Here is a 17,979-nt window from a genome sequence, read left to right on the forward strand (position 1 = left end):
GGGGCAGAGCGGAACCGGTGCCGGCTCGACACTCCACCGGCACTCCTTCGTACCGGCGATGGGCACACCTCACCCACGTATCAGTTTGATCGGCCGCTGCCGGCCAGACCTGAGCGTGCCCGCGGGGCGAGACACCACGATTCGAGAGTTCGGACACGTCAGTGAAGTGACCGAAGACCCTGTTACCGGGGTGGGCGAACCGATACACCTGCCCTATGCCTGAATTCTCCAAGTCGATCCACGTGGACGTGGAACCCCGCCGCTTGTTCGACTATCTCAGCGACGTGGGAAACCTGCCCCGTTACATGCCGAGACTTTCTCACGCTGAACCGGCCGGAGACGACGGCGCGGTCCAGGTCACCGCGCACCCCAAGCTGCCCGACGGTCGCCAGGTCGAGGTGAAGGGAACCGCGTGGACGCGGGTGGATGAGCTGGGCCGCAGATTCTCCTGGGGCTCGGTCGGTAGCCGCAATAACTATCGCGGGACCTTCGACATCGACCCGGTCGAGAGCGGTTCCCAACTCACCGTCACCATCGTCAGCGAGCGCGCCGACGGCGCCGCCGTCCAGACGGGCCTAGGCGACACGCTCGCCTCGATCAAGAACCTCGTCGAGCAGGACTGAACGCAGCAGGCCCGCGGACTGAAACGTCCCCGCGCATACCCCTAAGCCGCGTCGCCCGCACCGGGCGGCGCGGCTGTCTTATGCCTCGATCCGCTAGCCGAGCTGCCCCGCATCATCTCGCGGGATTAGCCGCACCCGGCGCCGTGACAGTTCAGGCGGCGGACACCGCCTATTAAGATCGCCACCATTGCAGCCACTACGCAACTACGTAATTCTGTAGTCATGGCGTCGGTGGAAGAGCGTCTGAGCGCATTGGAGTCAGCGGTTGCCCGGCTGAGCAGAGCTCAGGAGTCTGGCACCGAGACCGGCCAGGCTCCGGTCACGCCTACCGGCGACTTCTGGCTCCTGAACGAGCTGCTCCGCCGAACGCCGAACGGCGAGTTGGCCTATGCGGGCCACGTCGAGCTTCCCGCCGGACCCGTCCGGTGGCAGATGAGCACGGACCCTGAGGAGCTCCTGCAGGCCGACTGGCACGAACGCGCGAGCAGACTTGCGGCCCTGGCCCATCCGGTTCGTTTGCGCCTGCTGCAACTCGTGCTCGGCGGAGTGTGCACGACGGCGCAATTGGCCGATGACGACGGGTTGGGCACTACCGGTCAACTCCATCACCACTTGCGCCAGCTCGTTGCCGCCGGGTGGCTCGTCTCCACCGGGCGCGGCCGCTACGCGGTCCCCCCGGCGCGGGTCATCCCTCTCCTGCTCACGGTCGCTGCGGCCGGTGAGTGATCTCGGCCCGTCCCTCCTCGTTGGCTCCCTCCGGCGAAGGAGCCGACCGTTCAGAGCTGTCGACCGATCCGCTCACGTTGTCGCCACGAGCTAAGGAAGCGCTATGCCCGCGAGTCCGATCACCGAGTCCGGCCACTCGTCCGTACCCACCCGCCCACCCCTGACCCGTAGCCGCAGGGCAGCCCTGCTCGTCGCGGCGAGCGTCATCGGCGCGCTGCTTGCGCTGGTCCTCGGGCCGAACCCGCAGTTGGGGGATACCCACACCGGCGATCCGACGCTCGTGGCGGACACGAAGGCGATCCTCGGTCCCGGTCGAGGTATTCCTGCACTGTCGGTGGCCCGCATCGAGGACGGCACCACGACCTTTGCCGGCTTCGGCGAGGTGGAGGGCAGCGCCCCAACGCCTGACACCCCGTTCGAGCTCGGCTCGATCACCAAGACGTTCACCGGTCAGTTGCTCGCAGTGGCGGTGGAACGCGGCGAAATGCGCCTAGACGACCCGTTGTCCACGCACCTGCCAGAGTTGGCGGGCACCCCCGCCGGGGCGGCCACGCTGCGGGAGCTGGCTACGCACACCAGCGGGTTGCCGAGGATGCCCAAGCAGGGCCTGTCCCGGTTGACGACCCCCATGACGGGTGACCCCTACGGGCGTTGGTCGAGGCAGCAGGTCATCGACGCGGCGCGCACGGCGCAGATCGAGAACAAGGGCACCCGCGCCTATTCCAACTTCGGGATGGCGCTGTTAGGTCACGCGCAGGCGCGAGCGGCGGGCGTGTCGTCCTGGACGGAACTGGCCACTGCCAGGCTGTTGCGACCTTTGAACATGACACACACCGTGTTCATCACCGGGGCGAAGGCCGGTTCCGCTGCGGAGCTACCCGGGATGGCGAGCCCGCACTGGGCGAACGGGCGCAGTGTCGCGCCGTGGAGCGGGGAGGGTTTCGCCCCGGCCGGGGCCGCCACCCGCACGACGGCCAAGGATCTGGCGAGGTACACAGCGGCGGTGTTGGACGGCAGCGCTCCTGGGGTGGCTGCGCTGACGCCGGTCACGGACGGCGAACCGCGCCGCAGCGGCTTGGCGTGGATCATCGACACCACACCTGAGGGGCAGTTGACCTGGCACAACGGCGGCACGGGCGGGTCGAGCACGATGCTGGCCATGGATGTGTCGGGCCGGAAGGCGGCGTTGGCGCTGGCCTCGTCCGACCGGTCGGTCGATGAGCTCGGCATCGGGTTGCTGCGCCACGACGCGACGCCGTTGTCGAACGCGCCGAGCCGGATGGGGCTGATCGCGGTCGGTATCGGACTGTGCGCTCTGGTGAGTCTGTTGGTGCGCCTCACACGCCGCCCGACGCGCCTCACGCTGGCCACTGGCGTGGTGGAGGGCCTCAGCGGGCTTGTGGTTGCCTGGCTGCTCGGCCCGTGGGGATCGCTGCCAGGCTGGGTGCTCGGCGCACTGGCCGGCGCGATCCTGGGCGGGGTCGCGCTCGCGGCGCTCACCGCACGCCACTCCCCGGCTACCCCCGCCACGGGTAAGGCGAGCGCGATCATCTCGCTGGTGTTCAGCGTGGTGCTACTCGCCGGGGTGCTGTTCCTCCTGCGATGAACCCCAGACATCAGGAAGGCCGCCCCTTGTGCGGGGCGGCCAACCTGCTGCCATTCCGGCTCAGCCCACGGCACCCCCCGGGCGGGGAGCCGCAGCTGCATTCCCTGTGTGCGGGTTAACCCAGCACTGTGTCCAGGGCCTTGTAGTCGATCCCGGCCGGTGCTGTGGCGCGGACGGCGGCGAGCAGACCCAGCCGGGCTGCCTTGACGTCGGGGTCCTTGGCCATGACGAGGATGTCGTCGAAGAAGCGGTTGATCGCCTCCACCAGCCCGCTGGCCGCCTTCTGGTAGGTGGGTAGGTCGTCGGTCGCTGACGCGGGCAGCGCCTCCAGGCGCTCCCGCAGCGCCACCTCTGCCGGCTCGGTGAGCTTGGCGGCGTCGTACTGCGGCTCGGTGCCCGCCGGGACGATCCGCTCCACCCGCACCAACGCGGCCACCAACGCCGCGAACTGCGCGTCGCCGCGCAGCGACTCCACATCGACCAGCGCCCGTCCGAGACCGCCAGGGCGATCCGCGCCAGGCAGCACCGTGGCCACCAAACCCGCCGAGACACCCTCATCACGTAGCAACTGCGCGAACCGGCCCTGGGTGAACTCCGCCGCAGCCTCGATGGCGTCGTCAGCGACCTGGATCCCCTGCTGCCGCAACCGCTGCGCCGCAGCCTGAAGCCCGCCGCGTACCGTCACCTCACGCAGCGCCGCCAACGGGCCTGAACTCGTCTCCCGCAGAATGCGCACCACACCCAACGCTGCCCGCCGCAGACCGTACGGGTCCGAGGAGCCGGTCGGCTTGGCCCCGATCGCGAACATCGCGGCGAGCAGATCGAAGCGGTCAGCCAGCGCCAAAAGCGCGCCCGGCACCGACGCCGGGACCGCGTCGAGCGCCGTGTGCGGCGCCTCCATCTCATACAGCGCGTCCGCCACAGCCTGGGTCTCGCCGAGGCGAGTCGCGTACTCGCGGGCGACGAAACCGGCGAGGCTGCTCATTTCGACGACGAGCTGCGTGGACAGATCGAACTTGGCCAGTTGCCCAGCCCGGGTCAGGGTCTGCGCCTGCACCTCGTCAAGGCCGATGTGCTTGCCGAGGGCTGCGGCGACGTCGGCGATGCGGCGCGCACGCTGCCCGACGGAGCCGAGACGATTCTCGAAGGTGAGCTTGTCGAGGCCGGGCACGAACTCGTCGGCGTTGGTGGTCTGCAGGTCGGCGTTCCAGAAGAACAGCGCGTCTTCGTAGCGAGCACGCAGCACCGACTCGTTACCGGCGCGCACCACGTCGTCGTCGCACATGCCGTTGGCCACGGTGAGGAACGCGTTCATCAAGGTGCCGTTCACGTCGCGCAGCGGCAGGTAGCGCTGGTGCTTGGCCATGACCGAGGTGAGGATGCGCTCGGGCAGATCGAGGTAGCGCTTGTCGAAGTACCCGAGGATGGCCTGCGGGTCCTCGACGAGGTTCGTGATCTCGTCGACCAGGTCGGCGTTCGCGTCGAAGTCGATGGTGCCTCCGGCGCCCTCAGCGAGCGCGCGCGCCTGCGTGACGACGTCCTCGCGGCGGGCGGCCGTGTTCCACTCGATGCCGCCTCGACCGATGGCCTCCAGCAGCGCATCGGCACCGGACACCTCGACGAAGCCCAGGAGCGCACCGTCGCTGCGGGTCCCGCTACGGCCATGGCCGTCACGGGTGGCGGAGGTGACGCGCTGCAGGTAGGTCTCGCGCCCGGCGCGCACCTGGGAGACCTGAGCGGGAACGAGCGTCTCGCCCCAGAACGCGACGAGCCAACGCACGGCGCGGGAGAAGCTCAGTGCCGGGTCGTTCCAGCGCATGTTCTTCTCGGCCCGCAGGCCGGAGACGGTCTTCTCGACGATCTCGGTGAGTACGCAGACGGCGTCGCGGCCGGGGGCGTCGATCTCGACGCAGGCGTGCTCGTTGCCGCCGACCTCGGCCTTGACGATCTGCTCGACCTCGACGCCCTGACCGCGCATGAACCCCTGGAGGGCCTTGGACGGGTTGCCCTCAGCGTCGAACGCGGCCTGCCACTTGGGGCCCTTGCGGAGCTGGGTGGCGTCCGGCTCGCGGGCGGCGACGTCCTCGACCACGGCGATGACGCGACGGGGAGTCCCGTCGACGGTGATCGCGCCGTGCTCGAGGCGCGTGGCGGCCAGACCACCGGTGAGCGCCTCACGGACGGCCTCGACGGTCTGCGGCAGAACGTGCGGCGGCAACTCCTCCACACCGATCTCGAGCGCGAAGGTCTGCGGCGCCGCGTCGGCAGCGATCTCGACGCGTTCAGCCTTCGGCGTCACGCTCTCGCTTGCAGAGTCGTGCTGCGCTGCGGCGTCGGCTGCGTCGGACTTGGACTTGATGAGCGGGAAGCCGAGCTCTTCGCGACGCTCGACCCACAGCGAGGCCGTATCGCGCATGAGACGGCGCATCGTCGCGAACGCCTGGGCACGCTCCGTGGTGCTGATGGCGCCGCGCGCGTCCAGCACGTTGAACGCGTGACTGGATTTGAGGATGTACTGGTGTGCCGGCACGGGCAGGCGCGCCTGCACCATCCGGGTCGCCTCACGGACGTAGCCCTCGTAGAGGGCCCTGTTGGTCTCCACATCGGCGTCGTCGAGGTAGTAGCGGCTCATCTCGTATTCCTGCTGGCCGAAGGCCTCGCCGTACGTGATGATCTCGCCGCTGGGCTTGCGCGCGTAGGCGATGTCCTTGAAGTGCGTCACGCCCTGCTGGGCCATGAGGATGCGCTCCATGCCGTACGTCAGCTCGACGGGGATGGGGTCGAGATCCTGACCGCCGACCTGCTGGAAGTACGTGAACTGGGTGATCTCCATCCCGTCGAGCCAGACTTCCCAGCCCAGACCCCACGCACCGATCGCCGGCTGAGCCCAGTTGTCCTCCACGAACCGCACATCGTGTGCGTCGAGGTCGATGCCGAGCGCTTCGAGACTGCCCAGGTACAGCTCCTGCGGGTCACCGGGCTCAGGTTTGAGGATCACCTGGAACTGGGTGTGGGTCTGCAACCGGTTCGGGTTCTCCCCGTACCGGGAGTCATCGGGGCGCACCGAGGGCTCGACGTAGGCGACGTCCCACGGCTCAGGGCCGAGTACCCGCAGCACGGTGGCGGGGTTCATCGTTCCCGCACCGACCTCGGTGTTGAAAGGCTGCCACGTCAGGCAACCGCGCGAGATCCAGTAGTCGGAGAGTTGGCGAAGGGCGTCTTGCATGGTCAGCACCCTTGAAGGCTACCGGCAGCCCCAAGCCCGACCCCAACCGGCGCGGCGCCGGATCGCTCAGTGTTCGAGACCGTCGACGAAGTCTTCGATCCGTTTCAAGGTGCGGGTCATCGCCTTCATCGTCTCGGGAACCGATCCGGGCACCTCCAACGCCAGGTCTGCGTCCTTGACCTCGTGCGACTGGCAGCGGCTGGGACGGTCCAGGGCACCGTCCCATTGCGGGTCTGCTGTGCCACCGACGAGCAGACTCGGCTCCAGGATCGCGCCAACTGCGTCCCGGATCCTCTGCTCGCGCAACAACGGTCGAAGCCAGATACCTGGCAGGTTGCGTTCGATCGCGGCCGGCAGCCCGCGAGTGCCGGCCGAAAAGCCGACCGCCAGGTGCATCTGCGGCGTCCCGGCCCGCTCCAGCGCCTCCTCGATGAACGGCAACGGCAGACCGTCACGTTCATCTCGCGGCCACAGCGCAACGCGCACATGCCAGCCTTTGTCGGTCAGCAACCGCCGCGTGAAATGCAGGATCGGCGTCACCGGCGACATCTCCAGGTCCGGCAGGATCGTCGCTACCCGTTCAGGGTCTCCGTCATAAACGAGCATGCCGCCAGCCTAGAGCCCCAATTGCGGCAAGGCTCAGGATGTCCGGGGTCTTTTGCAGCTGCCCGACAATCGGATGAGCGGTCTTCCTTCTCATCGGGCCCGGCTGCACGACGGCCGCCTGACAATCGCGCGGGTCTCCACCTCTTACCCTGTCGCCCGCCCAGCCCTAACCTGGAAGGAAAACCGGTAGTTCGCCTGCGATGGCGGGGGAACCAGGGGTTGCCAAGGGGATGGTGGACGTGAACACAGCACGGCCAGAGGCAAGGACACAGTCGCTGTCGGCTTCAAGCGCGCAGCCAGACGACGCAGCCGAGCGGGCGGGCGCAGCCCTGATGGTGCTGTGGCGGCTCGTTCTGGTCGCTATCGCGGGGTCATTCGTCGTCCTCAACTGGAACAACCCGCACTCGGGCAGCCACCTGGCGCTGCTCCTGCTCTTCGTGGCCGGTGTCGGCGCGGCGCTGTTGCTCGGAACCACACCGCCGCGCGCGGTCACCCTTATCCCGGTCATCGCTATTGCCCTGTGCGCCGGGGTCATGATCGGCGAGCAGACGTGGAGCGGGCTGTGGCTGGTGTGCCCGATCGCCCTCGCGAGCCTGCCGATTGCCTACAGACGCTGAGGCAACTGCTCGCCGAGCGGGCCCCCACCAGGCGTGCCACAGTGTGAAGACCTTTTGGTGCACAGCGAGAGGACAACGCCATGACAGGCAAAGAAGGACAGGTCTCTGAGACCTCGAAGATGACACCCGAAGGGGGCGCCGACGGCACCCCCGGCACGGAAGAGGGCACCCCCTCGGCAGCTGACGTGCAGCACGCTCCGCACGAAGGCCCCAAGGATTACACCGAGCACGACAAGAAGTAAGCATCGGCTGCAGGTCGAGGCAGAGGCCGGGTAGGCAACCCCTACCCGGCCTTTCCCGTAGCTTGAGCTTGTGCCACCTGCTTGACACAAAGCTCGAGGGGGCGCATCTTTGTATCACTTCACTGATACAAGGAGCGGTCATGGTCGGCGCAACCTTCACAGTCCTCCCTGTCCTGCTGGGGCTCACCGTGCTCGGGCTCATGCTCGTGCTCGTCCCGCGCCGACGCAGGCTGGTCGCCATCAACGAACACGCCCATCCCGGCCTGGCCGCGCTGCGCGCCAAAACCACCTGGGCGCGAGTCCTCGGACTGATCCTTGGCGTCGGGGCCGCCGCAGGGGTGGCCGCGCTCGATACTGCGTGGACGCGCCTGGGCCGCGGCCTCCTCGTGGCGCCGCTGGTATTCGCCGGCACCCTCATCGTCGTGCTCAGCGCCGGAGACCTGGCCGCGCACCGGGACGCGCGCACCGCCTCGGACGGCCCCCGCGCCGGCGCCGTCACTGAACACCGCCGCGCCAGCCAGTTCCTCCCCCCCGCCATCAGCGCGGCCGTAGCCGCCGCCGGGGCGATCTTCATCGTCTTGCTCACCCTCGCCTGGGCGTGGGGCTCACCCGATGACGCCGGCCGTCCCGGCCGATCATTCACAACCGGTTCGCCAGACGGCCGGTTCACCTCGATCTCAGGCCCCTGGCCGGGTCAGTTCTACGCAGTCCCCGCATTCGTGGGGGTAGGGATACTCACCGTTCTCACTGCCGCAGCGCTGCTGGTCATCATCCGGCGCCCCCGTGACGGCAGCGACGCAGAAATCGCCCGGGTCGATGGGATCGTGCGGCGCCGCGAAGCAGAATCACTGGTCGCGGCGGCCGGACTCGGCCTCAGCATCAGCGCCACTGGCGTCGGTCTGGAGATGGCACGCATCCTGCTCAGCGAACGCCCCGGCGCCCGCCTGAACGGCTACACCCTCAGCCGTTGGTACGACATCGCCGGTTGGAGCGCGCTCGTCCTGGCTCTGCTCTACGTCGGCATCGGGCTGTGGTGCGCAGTGGTCCTGCTCGCGCCCGGGGCCAGCGCCCCCCGCGGCCCCCGAACCGCGTCCGTCACCAGCGCCCAGCGCATCGAAGGCGAACCGACGTGAGCGCGGCCGTCGTCATCGACCCCGCAGACCCCACCCCGCCGTACGAGCAGTTACGCCGCCAACTCGCCGGCTACATCACTACCGGCGAACTCCCGGCAGGAACCCGGTTGTCGCCGGTGCGGCAGCTCGCCGCCGACCTCGACCTTGCCAACGGCACCGTCGCCCGCGCCTACCGCGAACTGGAGGCCGCCGGGTTGGTGCACACGCGGCGTGGGGCGGGCACGACCGTACTCGAGCAGAGCCCCGAAGCCACCGGAGAGGCACGCCGCGCACGCCTGGCAGCGTTGGCTGCGGCGTTCGTCGCCGACAGCCGCCGCCTCCAGATCACCGATGCCGATGCCCTGGCCGCCGTCGAGGCAGCCCAGCACGGCGGGATCGCTCTCGCGCGGGAGCGCAGTCCCGCCTGATCCTCGGACGACTTCGCACCTTTGACGCCTGAACACCGGCTCCGCAAACACCAGGGGGCCAGCCTTGGCGCGGTCGGGCAAAACGATCGGGCAGACCTCGTGGCGCTGTACTGGCGCCAGCCACCCCAGTCGAGGTCGCGCCCCGGTGGCTGTGGCCGACCGTCATCGTGGCACTGCTGGTCGTCTCACGACCCTGGCCGGGGGGCTAGGCGCTCAGCCGCCACGCACAGGCAGCCCCACGCAGGCGATCCCTTGCCCGCCGCAGCTAGACCGAAGCGCTCGCGGGGGCGCCCGCAGCAGCAACACGGCAGCAACACGGGTGAGACGCGCGGGTGCCTGAAACAGCGTTGCTGTGTTTTCTCCCCCACGGGTCGGCTGGGAGAAGATGGACCCATGTCTGCATTCGGTGGCCTCGGTTCGTTCGCGCGTCGCATCACAGATGGTCCTCGCACCACGGTCGACCGCCGGCCGCGCCTCAACGGCGTACCCGTCGATGACCTTCCGCAGGTGTTACCGGAGGTCAAGCGCGGCAAACGGCGCCGCATCACCGTCATCGGCGAAGACGTTCTCCACCACCCCACCCGCGAGGTCACCGAGTTCGGCACCAAAGAGCTGCGCGAACTCATCAACGACATGTTCGCCACCAACGCCGTCGCGCACGGGGCGGGCCTGGCCGCCACCCAGGTCGGGATCGACCTGGCCGTCTTCGTATACGACTGCATCGACAAGTACGACGTGCGACATGTCGGACACATCTGCAACCCCGTCATCGAGCAGCTGCCCGAGGACGTGGCCGGTCGACAGACCGGCTGGGAGGGTTGTCTGTCGGTGCCGGGCGGCGGGTATGACCTCACCCGCGCCGACTACGCCGTCGTGCGAGGAGTGGACCAGCGCGGCAACCCCCTGCGCCTGGAGGGAACCGGCCTGCTCGCCCGCTGTTTCCTGCACGAGACCGACCACCTGAACGGCATCCTCTACGTCGACCACCTCAGCGCGAAGGGACGCAAGGTCGCTCTGGCCGAGATGGAGGAGAACAAGCAGCAGATCTGGGACGAATGGGACACCAGGGCCGCCGAACTCGGCAAGTAGGCAGTCGGCGCTCGCGCCGTGCATGCCACGCCCTCGGATGCCCAGAGCGGGTCTTCAGACAAACGAGCAGCGCAGATTCAGGCAGCACACGCGCTGACCCAGCACTTCACCGCCGAGCGTCACCGCACCCGAGCCTGGGTCGTGGCGGCACCCGCGGGCCGCCCCTACGAGGCCGCCGCCCGTCCCGACCGAGAAGCGCGGACAAGAACCACGCGAGGTGATCGCCTCGACTGGCACTGCGCGAGCCAGGACTCAGGAGGCGAACACTCCCAGCACCGGGTTCCATTCGGTGACGTCCCAGCGCTGCACCAGCCCCTCCTTCTGGAAGGGGTCGTCGGCTAGGGCTGATTCGACCGCTGCGGGCGCGTCAGCTTCGAAGATGAGCACCGCAGCCGGGGAGTCCACCCCGACCAGTGGACCCGAGGCGCGCAGCAGCCCCGAGGAGACCAGCCCGCCCAGGAACTCACGGTGGGCCGGGCGGACCTGCTCCAAGCGCGGGTCGCTGCTGTAGTGGTAGTTGACGACGTAAAAGGCCATGAGGTCACGCTACGACGCGCACCACGCCTGGACCTGCCAGTTCGACCCATTTCGCGAACAAGCCTGCGATGTCGTCCTCGTGCGCGCGGGTCAGGCGGAGAGTTCGTCGAGCTTGGCGACGACCTGAGGGCCGGTCCAGTCTGAGGCCGCGAGCGAACGGCGAAGAGTCAGCAGGGGTTTCGCGGGATCCAGCGGTTTGTCGTTGAGCTGGAACGCCGTGGAATAGCCAGCCTTGGCCAGGTGTGGCAGGGCTGCTTCGTTCCAGGCGCCGTAGGGGAAGGCGAACGATGCCACCTCTTGGCCGGAGATGTCGCGCAACGTCTCCCGCGACTTTTCGAACTGCGGCGCCCAGTCCTTCGGGCCGTACTCGCGCACGTCGTGGTGATCCCAGGTGTGGCTGCCGATGACGTGCCCGGCGTCGGCGACGGCACGTATCTGTTTCTTCGTCGTCCAACCGGGGTTGCCGATGACGACGGTCATGATGTACCAGACCCCCGTCATGTCGCGCTTGCTCAGCTCGGCGAAGGCGGTCTGCGGCTGGTTGTCCTTGCCGTCGTCGAAGCTCAACATGACCGGTTTGTCTGGCAGCGCCGCCCCTGTCGTCAAGGCCGCGAGGTAGGCGTCCGGGGTGACGGTCGTGTAACCGGCGCCCGCGATGGCATCAAGTTGCGCCCGGAACTTCTCCGGTGGCATCACGAGCAACTGGCGGGTGTAGCCGCTGTCGGAGGCTTGGTAGGGGCGGACCTGGTGGTAGCAGAGCACCGGAACGGTTGCGCGGGCTGCGATCTGGGCTGGGCTCGCCGGGGGTGCTGACGTGGCGCTGGTTGTGGGCGAACCAGACGCAGCGGGGGAACCGGTGGGGGCGCCAGAAGAGGAGCCAGTACCTGCGGCGCCGGTCCTCGGCGCTGCTGTGCCGCTACCGCAGCCCGCCACGGCGGCTGCTGCACCGGTGAGTGCCGCCCCGAGAATGAGGCGACGACTGATGTGTTGATCCACCTGAGCTGCTCCGATCCGCTCCCGCTCGGGCCCGATCGGGCCGCGCTCTATCAGGGTAGGTAGCGACCGGGAGGCACCACTGACGGCGCCCTCCGGGAAGGGTCAAAACTGGGTCAAGTTCCAGTCAATTTGCGGTGGTGGCTGCGATTCTCGCGCTTTCACCCCAGGGGGAACTCGGCCAGTGTCTCGTACCGCGGGCGCCGGTGCGGGCCTTCGCCGAGGTGGGAGGCGATCAGGCGCACCGACTCAGCGCGCCAGGTTGGTCCGGAGTAGAGCGCGAGGACTTCCAATAGCGAAACGACATTGCGAGGCTGGACGAACCGGGCCAACGTCACGTGGGGAAGGAAGCGCCCGCCCTGGACGCCGGTACCCGCAACTGCTGCCGCGTTACGGCAACCCGAGGCCAGATGGTCCAGCTCTGACAAGGTGCGCGCGGTGCCAGTGACACCGGTCCACAACACCGTGGCGCTCAGCGCATCCGGGAAAGCGCCGCCCTGGTGCAGATTCAGCTGCATCGGGCGCCGCCGCGAGGCCGCCACCGCCAAGCGAGCCTCAAGGTCGTCCTGGTCCTCCTGCGCAACATCAGGCAGGAAGGCCACGGTCAGATGCCAGCCGAGCGGGTCACTCCAACGCACATCTGGCAGAGCTTGACGGCGCGGCTCGCAGAAGGCATCCAGGTCTTCCATCACCTGCTGCGGTATCGGGAGAGCAATGAAGCAGCGCATTGCCCGATCCTTGCAGTCGCATCAGCCAGGTGCGCTCAAGGTAACCCTCGAATTTCTCCCGCCAAGTAATCAGCCCCGCACCGGGGTGGGCGCACCGGCATCGACCCCCTGCCGGAACATCCGACTACCTTTGGGCACCACCAGGACACGGCACCGCAGGTGTGTGAGCGCGCACCACGGGGTACAACAGTCGCCATGACGACATTCCCGGAACGGCTCGGCATCACCGAGGCATCCGCCAGCGACACCTCCCGTCCCGGCGACGACGCCGGCCGAGCGCTCACCGTCGACGAGAAGCTCATCAACGTCAACGGTGGCCTGCATGGCGGAGTCATCGCCACCATGCTCGACGCGACGATGGGCGACGCCGTCCGGGCCGGGCTGGAGCAGGACCAGTCCACGGTCACCGTGTCGATGACCATCACCTACCTCGAAGGCGCCAAGGAGGGCGACGAACTGCGCTCCAGCGCGGAGGTGCGCAAGCGAGGCGGCAAGCTCGTCCTGGTCGAGGCCGACATCACCCGCGTCCGCGACGATGCAGCCATCGCCCACGGGGTCGGCACCTTCACCGTCATAACGGACTGAGGTCTGCCAGCCGCAGGAGATGGAACGTTCTCGGCCCTGATGGCGTTGTCAATGGCGACACTTCAGCACTGCCGAGGAGGCACCCGTGTCCCGCATCGCCTCGCCGCAAGTCCAATCCGTGACGACCCTGGCCAGCCCGCCGCCGCGTAAGTCGCTGCTGCTCAGCGCACTGCTCACGCTGCTCGTGGGGCCGTTGGGAATGCTCTACACGACCTTCTTGGGGTTCCTGGTGATGTCCGTCCTGTTCACCGTGGTCGGTGTGCTCACCCTCGGGCACGGGTTGCCAGTGATCTGGCCGCTGTGGGGCGTGTGGGCGGGGCACCGCTACAACGAACGCCAGCGCAGCCTGTACGCGCTTCGGGGGTGGTGATGTTCTACTACCAGGCACCCATCCCGCCGGTCGCCACCAGGCCGCAGACCTCGCCGCAGGACCGAGTACGACACGCGGCGCCCACCGCACGAGTGTGTATCCCTCGACGCAAATCGGTGCTGACGGCGCTGCTGCTGGCTGGCTTTCTCGGTCCGATCGGGCTCGCCTACGCCAGTGTCCGCGGCGCCGCAGTGAGCGCGTTCTTGGTGCTCCTGCTCGGTGTGCCCGTCGCAATGTTCTACCCGCCGTGGATGTACGTAGCACTCGTGCTCGTCTCGCCGATGTGCATTGCCTGGGCACTCACGGCATCAGTGGCGCACAACCTCCGTCGCCGCACCTGGATGGCGGCCTATGCACAGGCAGGAACCCCATGTCGTATGCAGTAACCGCGATCGTGTTGTGCGGTGGCACCTCGGCACGAATGGGCGGTGTCGATAAGACTGCCCGCCCCCTCGGGTCGCACACCATCATCGAGAACCTCATCGCCGGACTGCCGAAACGCTGGCCCGTGGTGTGTGTCGGCGAGTCGCGCGAGGTAGGCCGAGAGGTCATCTGGACTCGCGAGCACCCCCCACTGGGTGGCCCCGTCGCCGGGATCGCCGCCGGCCTTGAGCATGTCGACACCCCGTTGGTCGTCATCCTGGCCGGTGACCAACCGTTCGCCGCCGACGCGGCGATCACGGTCGCCGAGCACCTGCGAGACGCCCCAATGGATGTGGACGGCGTGGCTGCGAACCAGAGCGACGGTCGCGGTCAGCCGCTGCTGGCTGCTTACCGCGTGAAGCGTCTACGGGCCGTGATGCCCGATGACCCCAGCGGCCACGGCGTGCACCGGGTGATGACGCCACTGAACCTCACCTCCATCGAGGTGGCACCAGATTCGACCCTGGACGTGGATACCCCAGCGGACTTGCACCAGGCCAACGAGCTGCGCTGAGCCCGCCGCGGCTGGTCCCCTGGCCCGAGCGAGGTATCCGCCCGGCACTAGTGTCGAACAGAGCGCCCGGCGGCTCCCGAAAGTGGGACGCTCCGGGTAGACACATATCCCTCAGGAGGAACACATGTTGGCCGTCACGATCCCAGAACCCGGTGGTCTCGAGGCACTGGTCCTCGCCGAGGTGGACGATCCGACGCCGGCTGCCGGTGAGGTCCTCATCGACGTCGTCGCCGCCGGAGTCAACCGCGCCGACCTGCTGCAGCGGCAGGGCTTCTACGACCCGCCGCCCGGATCCAGCCCCTACCCCGGCCTGGAGGTCAGCGGGCGGATCAGCGCCCTCGGGCAGGACGTGCAGGACTGGTCGATCGGCGACGAAGTGTGCGCTCTCCTGGTCGGTGGCGGTTACGCGCAAAAGGTCGCTGTTCCCGCGACGCAGGTCCTACCGGTGCCCACCGGCGTTTCCCTGCTTGAGGCGGCAGCGCTGCCTGAGGTCGTATGCACCGTCTGGTCCAACGTGTTCATGACGGCCAACCTCTTCCCCGGCGAGACGCTGCTCGTTCACGGCGGCGGCAGCGGGATCGGGACGATGGCCATCCAGCTCGCCCGCGAGATCGGCGCGCGCGTCGCCGTCACTGCCGGATCGCAAGCCAAACTCGACGCCTGCCGCGAACTGGGCGCTGACATCCTCATCAACTACCGCGAACAGGACTTCGTCGAGGAGTTGAAAAAGGCGACCGACGGCGCGGGCGCCGACGTGATCCTCGACGTCATCGGCGCAAAGTACCTCGAGCGCAACCTCAAGGCGGTTGCCACGAACGGGCGCATCGTCGTCATCGGCCTCCAAGGCGGTGTGAAGGCCGAGATCAACCTCAACCGGTTGCTGACCAAGCGGGCAGCGCTCATCGCGACATCGCTGCGTTCCCGCCCTGACCAAGAGAAGGCCGCCATCGTCGCCGCCGTCCGCGAACACGTCTGGCCCCTCATCGAAGCTGGCAAGGTTCGCCCGATCGTCCACACGAGCCTCCCCCTGGCGCAGGTGGGTGACGCGCACCAGATCCTCGATGAGTCCAGCCACATCGGCAAGGTGCTCCTCACCATCTGACGCCCCGACGCCGCCGCCCCCGCGCCCCACCGGTGCCCAGGGCGCGGCGTCATCGGTCTCCTCGCCCGCTGCTTCCGCCACGAGACCGACCACCTCAACAGGACCCTCTTCGTCGACCACCTGGGCGCAAACGGCGCGTGACACCTGTGTACGGTAGGTCTCACGCGCGTCCATATCCCGAGACGATCGACCGAGGAGTGGACCCCTCGACCGGCCCGGATCGTCAGCGCGGGATCATAAAGAACAGCCCCCGGTCGAGTCCGACCGCTCCGACCCCCCGACACCCACCCCACGGAGGCACCTATGCCCATTCTCCGATCCGCCACGAGCACCTCCGGCCGCACGATGGCCGGCGCCCGCGCCCTCTGGCGGGCGACGGGCATGACGGACGGTGATTTCGGCAAGCCGATCATCGCGGTGGCGAACAGCTTCACCCAGTTCGTACCGGGGCATGTGCACCTGCGCGACGTCGGTCGGATCGTCGCGGAGCAGATCGAGGCCGCGGGCGGAGTCGCCAAGGAGTTCAACACGATCGCCGTCGACGACGGCATCGCGATGGGCCACGACGGAATGCTCTACTCACTACCCAGCCGCGACCTCATCGCCGACTCCGTGGAGTACATGGTCAACGCGCACACCGCCGACGCCCTCGTGTGCATCAGCAACTGCGACAAGATCACCCCCGGCATGCTCATGGCCGCGCTGCGGCTGAACATCCCCGCCATCTTTGTCTCCGGCGGCCCGATGGAAGCAGGAAAGGTGACCTCCCCCAGCGGGTCCCGCTCCCTGGACCTCGTCGATGCGATGATCGCCGGCGCCGATGACACCGTCAGCGACACCGAAGTCGACAACTTAGAAGCTGCCGCGTGCCCCACCTGCGGATCGTGCTCGGGGATGTTCACAGCCAACTCGATGAACTGCCTCACCGAAGCACTGGGCCTCTCGCTGCCCGGTAACGGTTCGCTGCTGGCCACCCACGTCGACCGTCGCCGTCTGTTCGAGAAGGCGGGGGTGCGCATCGTCGAACTCGCCAAGGCCTACTACGAGGACGACGACCTGCGTGTCACCCCGCGTGGCATCGCCACGATGGCGGCGTTCGAGAACGCGATGGCGCTGGATATCGCCATGGGCGGCTCCTCGAACACGGTGCTGCACCTGCTCGCCGCCGCGCAGGAGGCGCAGGTCGACTTCACGATGGCCGACATCGACCGGCTCTCTCGTTATGTGCCGCATCTGTGCAAGGTCGCCCCGGCCACCCCCGAGTACCACATGGAAGATGTGCACCGCGCCGGTGGCGTCATCGGCATCCTGGGCGAACTGCTGCGCGGCGAGCTGCTCGACCCCAGCACCTCGACGGTCACCGGCGGCACCCTGGGTGAGGTCATCGCCGCGAACGACATCGCGGGCGAGGTCAGCGACGAGGTGCGCACCATGTATCGGGCAGCCCCCGGCGGCGTGCGCACCACGGTTCCCTTCTCCCAGGAGGCGCGGTACACCACCCTGGATGACGACCGGCAGAACGGCTGCATTCGAACCGTTGAGAACGCGTTCTCGGCCGACGGCGGGATTGCGGTGCTGTACGGCAACATCGCCGAAGCGGGTTGCATCGTCAAGACGGCCGGAGTGGACGAATCGATCCTGAAGTTCGCGGGTGAAGCGATCGTCTTCGAAAGCCAGGACGACGCCGTTCAGGGGATCCTCGGCGGCGCCGTCCGCGAGGGACACGTCGTCATCATCCGCTACGAAGGACCCAAGGGCGGGCCGGGTATGCAGGAAATGCTGTACCCGACGACCTTCCTGAAGAGCAAGAAACTCGGCAAGGTGTGCGCCCTGCTCACCGACGGCCGGTTCTCCGGTGGCACCAGCGGCCTGTCCATCGGGCACGCCTCCCCCGAGGCGGCCTCCGGCGGCACCATCGGCCTGGTGGAGAACGGCGACCGGATCGAGATCGACATCCCCGAGCGGCGCATCCACCTCGCCGTCGAGGACGCCGAACTCGCACGCCGCCGCGAGGCGGAGGAAGCCCGCGGCGCCCAAGCCTGGACACCCCACGTCGAGCGCCCCCGCAAGGTCTCCACCGCCCTGAAGGCCTACGCCCTGCTGGCGACCAGCGCCGACAAGGGCGCGGTCCGCGACGTCACGAAACTCTGAACCGACGCACAACATCACGACGCCGCCCGGGGCCAACTGCCCCGGGCGGCGTCGTGTTCTGTACTTCCTACTTTTGTGCCTGGCTCTCGTTCTCTGCCCGCAACGCCTGGAGCAGCTCACGCAATTGCCCCCATCGACCGCGAACTGAGGAAAGGTCCTCGGGCAACTGCTCGATAGCAGTGTGCGCAGCGCGTTCGCGAAGTTCGCTGACTTCCTGGCCGAGCATTTCGTAGGTGGCCTCGATCTCGCGAACAAGGTCCTGAAGCGCTGCTCGCGCTTCCGCTTCGGATTCCGTCATAGC

Annotated in this window: 21 protein-coding genes; 15 read left to right on the forward strand and 6 right to left on the reverse strand. The window is 68.1% G+C overall.

Annotation, left to right across the window (positions count from 1 at the left end; translation table 11 throughout):
- Positions 1-215 precede the first annotated feature (215 nt).
- From G9V96_RS07690 to G9V96_RS07700, 3 genes are all read left to right on the forward strand, one after another.
- Positions 216-623, forward strand: a complete 408-nt coding sequence (locus G9V96_RS07690) for an SRPBCC family protein (RefSeq protein ID WP_168582501.1) — start codon at positions 216-218, stop codon at positions 621-623.
- A gap of 222 nt (positions 624-845) precedes the next feature.
- Entirely contained in the window at positions 846-1,349 is a 504-nt protein-coding gene (locus G9V96_RS07695) for a helix-turn-helix domain-containing protein (protein WP_168582502.1), read from the forward strand.
- A 103-nt stretch (positions 1,350-1,452) separates the two neighbouring features.
- Positions 1,453-2,955, forward strand: a complete 1,503-nt coding sequence (locus tag G9V96_RS07700) for a serine hydrolase domain-containing protein (protein ID WP_168582503.1) — start codon at positions 1,453-1,455, stop codon at positions 2,953-2,955.
- A gap of 115 nt (positions 2,956-3,070) precedes the next feature.
- Here G9V96_RS07700 and G9V96_RS07705 read toward each other — a convergent pair whose 3' ends face one another.
- Entirely contained in the window at positions 3,071-6,181 is a 3,111-nt protein-coding gene (locus tag G9V96_RS07705; protein WP_168583911.1) for a glycine--tRNA ligase, read from the reverse strand.
- A 66-nt stretch (positions 6,182-6,247) separates the two neighbouring features.
- Positions 6,248-6,787 (reverse strand): hypothetical protein, encoded by a 540-nt coding sequence (locus G9V96_RS07710; RefSeq protein ID WP_168582504.1) that lies wholly within the window; start codon positions 6,785-6,787, stop codon positions 6,248-6,250.
- 239 nt (positions 6,788-7,026) lie between these two features.
- Here G9V96_RS07710 and G9V96_RS07715 point away from each other — a divergent pair, with 239 nt between their 5' ends.
- The 5 genes from G9V96_RS07715 to def all read left to right on the forward strand — a co-directional run bounded on the left by G9V96_RS07715 (position 7,027) and on the right by def (position 10,275).
- Positions 7,027-7,404, forward strand: coding sequence for a hypothetical protein (locus tag G9V96_RS07715; RefSeq protein ID WP_168582505.1), 378 nt, complete (start codon positions 7,027-7,029; stop codon positions 7,402-7,404).
- An 80-nt stretch (positions 7,405-7,484) separates the two neighbouring features.
- Positions 7,485-7,646 (forward strand): hypothetical protein, encoded by a 162-nt coding sequence (locus tag G9V96_RS07720; protein WP_168582506.1) that lies wholly within the window; start codon positions 7,485-7,487, stop codon positions 7,644-7,646.
- A gap of 140 nt (positions 7,647-7,786) precedes the next feature.
- Positions 7,787-8,779 (forward strand): hypothetical protein, encoded by a 993-nt coding sequence (locus G9V96_RS07725; RefSeq protein WP_168582507.1) that lies wholly within the window; start codon positions 7,787-7,789, stop codon positions 8,777-8,779.
- Positions 8,776-9,186: a GntR family transcriptional regulator gene (locus G9V96_RS07730; RefSeq protein WP_168582508.1), complete on the forward strand. Its 411-nt coding sequence runs from the start codon at positions 8,776-8,778 to the stop codon at positions 9,184-9,186. The genes G9V96_RS07725 and G9V96_RS07730 overlap by 4 nt, the downstream gene beginning before the upstream one ends.
- Positions 9,187-9,579: 393 nt before the next feature.
- Positions 9,580-10,275 (forward strand): peptide deformylase, encoded by a 696-nt coding sequence (gene def / locus G9V96_RS07735; RefSeq protein ID WP_168582509.1) that lies wholly within the window; start codon positions 9,580-9,582, stop codon positions 10,273-10,275.
- Between the two features lie 252 nt (positions 10,276-10,527).
- Here def and G9V96_RS07740 read toward each other — a convergent pair whose 3' ends face one another.
- From G9V96_RS07740 to thpR, 3 genes are all read right to left on the reverse strand, one after another.
- Positions 10,528-10,812, reverse strand: a complete 285-nt coding sequence (locus G9V96_RS07740) for a YciI family protein (protein WP_168582510.1) — start codon at positions 10,810-10,812, stop codon at positions 10,528-10,530.
- A 90-nt stretch (positions 10,813-10,902) separates the two neighbouring features.
- Entirely contained in the window at positions 10,903-11,808 is a 906-nt protein-coding gene (locus G9V96_RS07745) for a polysaccharide deacetylase family protein (protein ID WP_210424357.1), read from the reverse strand.
- 158 nt (positions 11,809-11,966) lie between these two features.
- A complete protein-coding gene (thpR, locus tag G9V96_RS07750) occupies positions 11,967-12,533 on the reverse strand; it encodes an RNA 2',3'-cyclic phosphodiesterase (protein ID WP_168582512.1) in 567 nt (188 codons plus the stop codon).
- A gap of 195 nt (positions 12,534-12,728) precedes the next feature.
- Here thpR and G9V96_RS07755 point away from each other — a divergent pair, with 195 nt between their 5' ends.
- From G9V96_RS07755 to ilvD, 7 genes are all read left to right on the forward strand, one after another.
- A complete protein-coding gene (locus G9V96_RS07755; protein WP_168582513.1) occupies positions 12,729-13,118 on the forward strand; it encodes a PaaI family thioesterase in 390 nt (129 codons plus the stop codon).
- A gap of 85 nt (positions 13,119-13,203) precedes the next feature.
- A complete protein-coding gene (locus G9V96_RS07760; RefSeq protein ID WP_168582514.1) occupies positions 13,204-13,488 on the forward strand; it encodes a hypothetical protein in 285 nt (94 codons plus the stop codon).
- Positions 13,488-13,874 carry a hypothetical protein gene (locus tag G9V96_RS07765; protein WP_168582515.1) on the forward strand — a complete coding sequence of 129 codons (387 nt, stop codon included), beginning with the start codon at positions 13,488-13,490 and terminating at the stop codon, positions 13,872-13,874. Before G9V96_RS07760 ends, G9V96_RS07765 begins: the two co-directional genes overlap by 1 nt.
- The gene (gene mobA, locus G9V96_RS07770; protein ID WP_168582516.1) at positions 13,859-14,425 is read left to right on the forward strand and encodes a molybdenum cofactor guanylyltransferase; all 567 of its coding nucleotides are present in this window, start codon (positions 13,859-13,861) and stop codon (positions 14,423-14,425) included. Before G9V96_RS07765 ends, mobA begins: the two co-directional genes overlap by 16 nt.
- Positions 14,426-14,549: 124 nt before the next feature.
- On the forward strand, positions 14,550-15,527 hold the full coding sequence (locus G9V96_RS07775; protein ID WP_168582517.1) for an NAD(P)H-quinone oxidoreductase: 978 nt from the start codon (positions 14,550-14,552) through the stop codon (positions 15,525-15,527).
- A gap of 51 nt (positions 15,528-15,578) precedes the next feature.
- Positions 15,579-15,668: a peptide deformylase gene (locus G9V96_RS15400; RefSeq protein WP_168583912.1), complete on the forward strand. Its 90-nt coding sequence runs from the start codon at positions 15,579-15,581 to the stop codon at positions 15,666-15,668.
- A 162-nt stretch (positions 15,669-15,830) separates the two neighbouring features.
- On the forward strand, positions 15,831-17,678 hold the full coding sequence (gene ilvD / locus G9V96_RS07785; RefSeq protein ID WP_168582518.1) for a dihydroxy-acid dehydratase: 1,848 nt from the start codon (positions 15,831-15,833) through the stop codon (positions 17,676-17,678).
- 67 nt (positions 17,679-17,745) lie between these two features.
- On the opposite strand, the gene G9V96_RS07790 is transcribed toward ilvD, so the two are convergent.
- Positions 17,746-17,976 (reverse strand): hypothetical protein, encoded by a 231-nt coding sequence (locus G9V96_RS07790; RefSeq protein ID WP_168582519.1) that lies wholly within the window; start codon positions 17,974-17,976, stop codon positions 17,746-17,748.
- Positions 17,977-17,979 lie beyond the last annotated feature (3 nt).

The sequence above is a fragment of the Gephyromycinifex aptenodytis genome (genome assembly GCF_012277275.1).
Lineage (GTDB): Bacteria > Actinomycetota > Actinomycetes > Actinomycetales > Dermatophilaceae > Gephyromycinifex > Gephyromycinifex aptenodytis.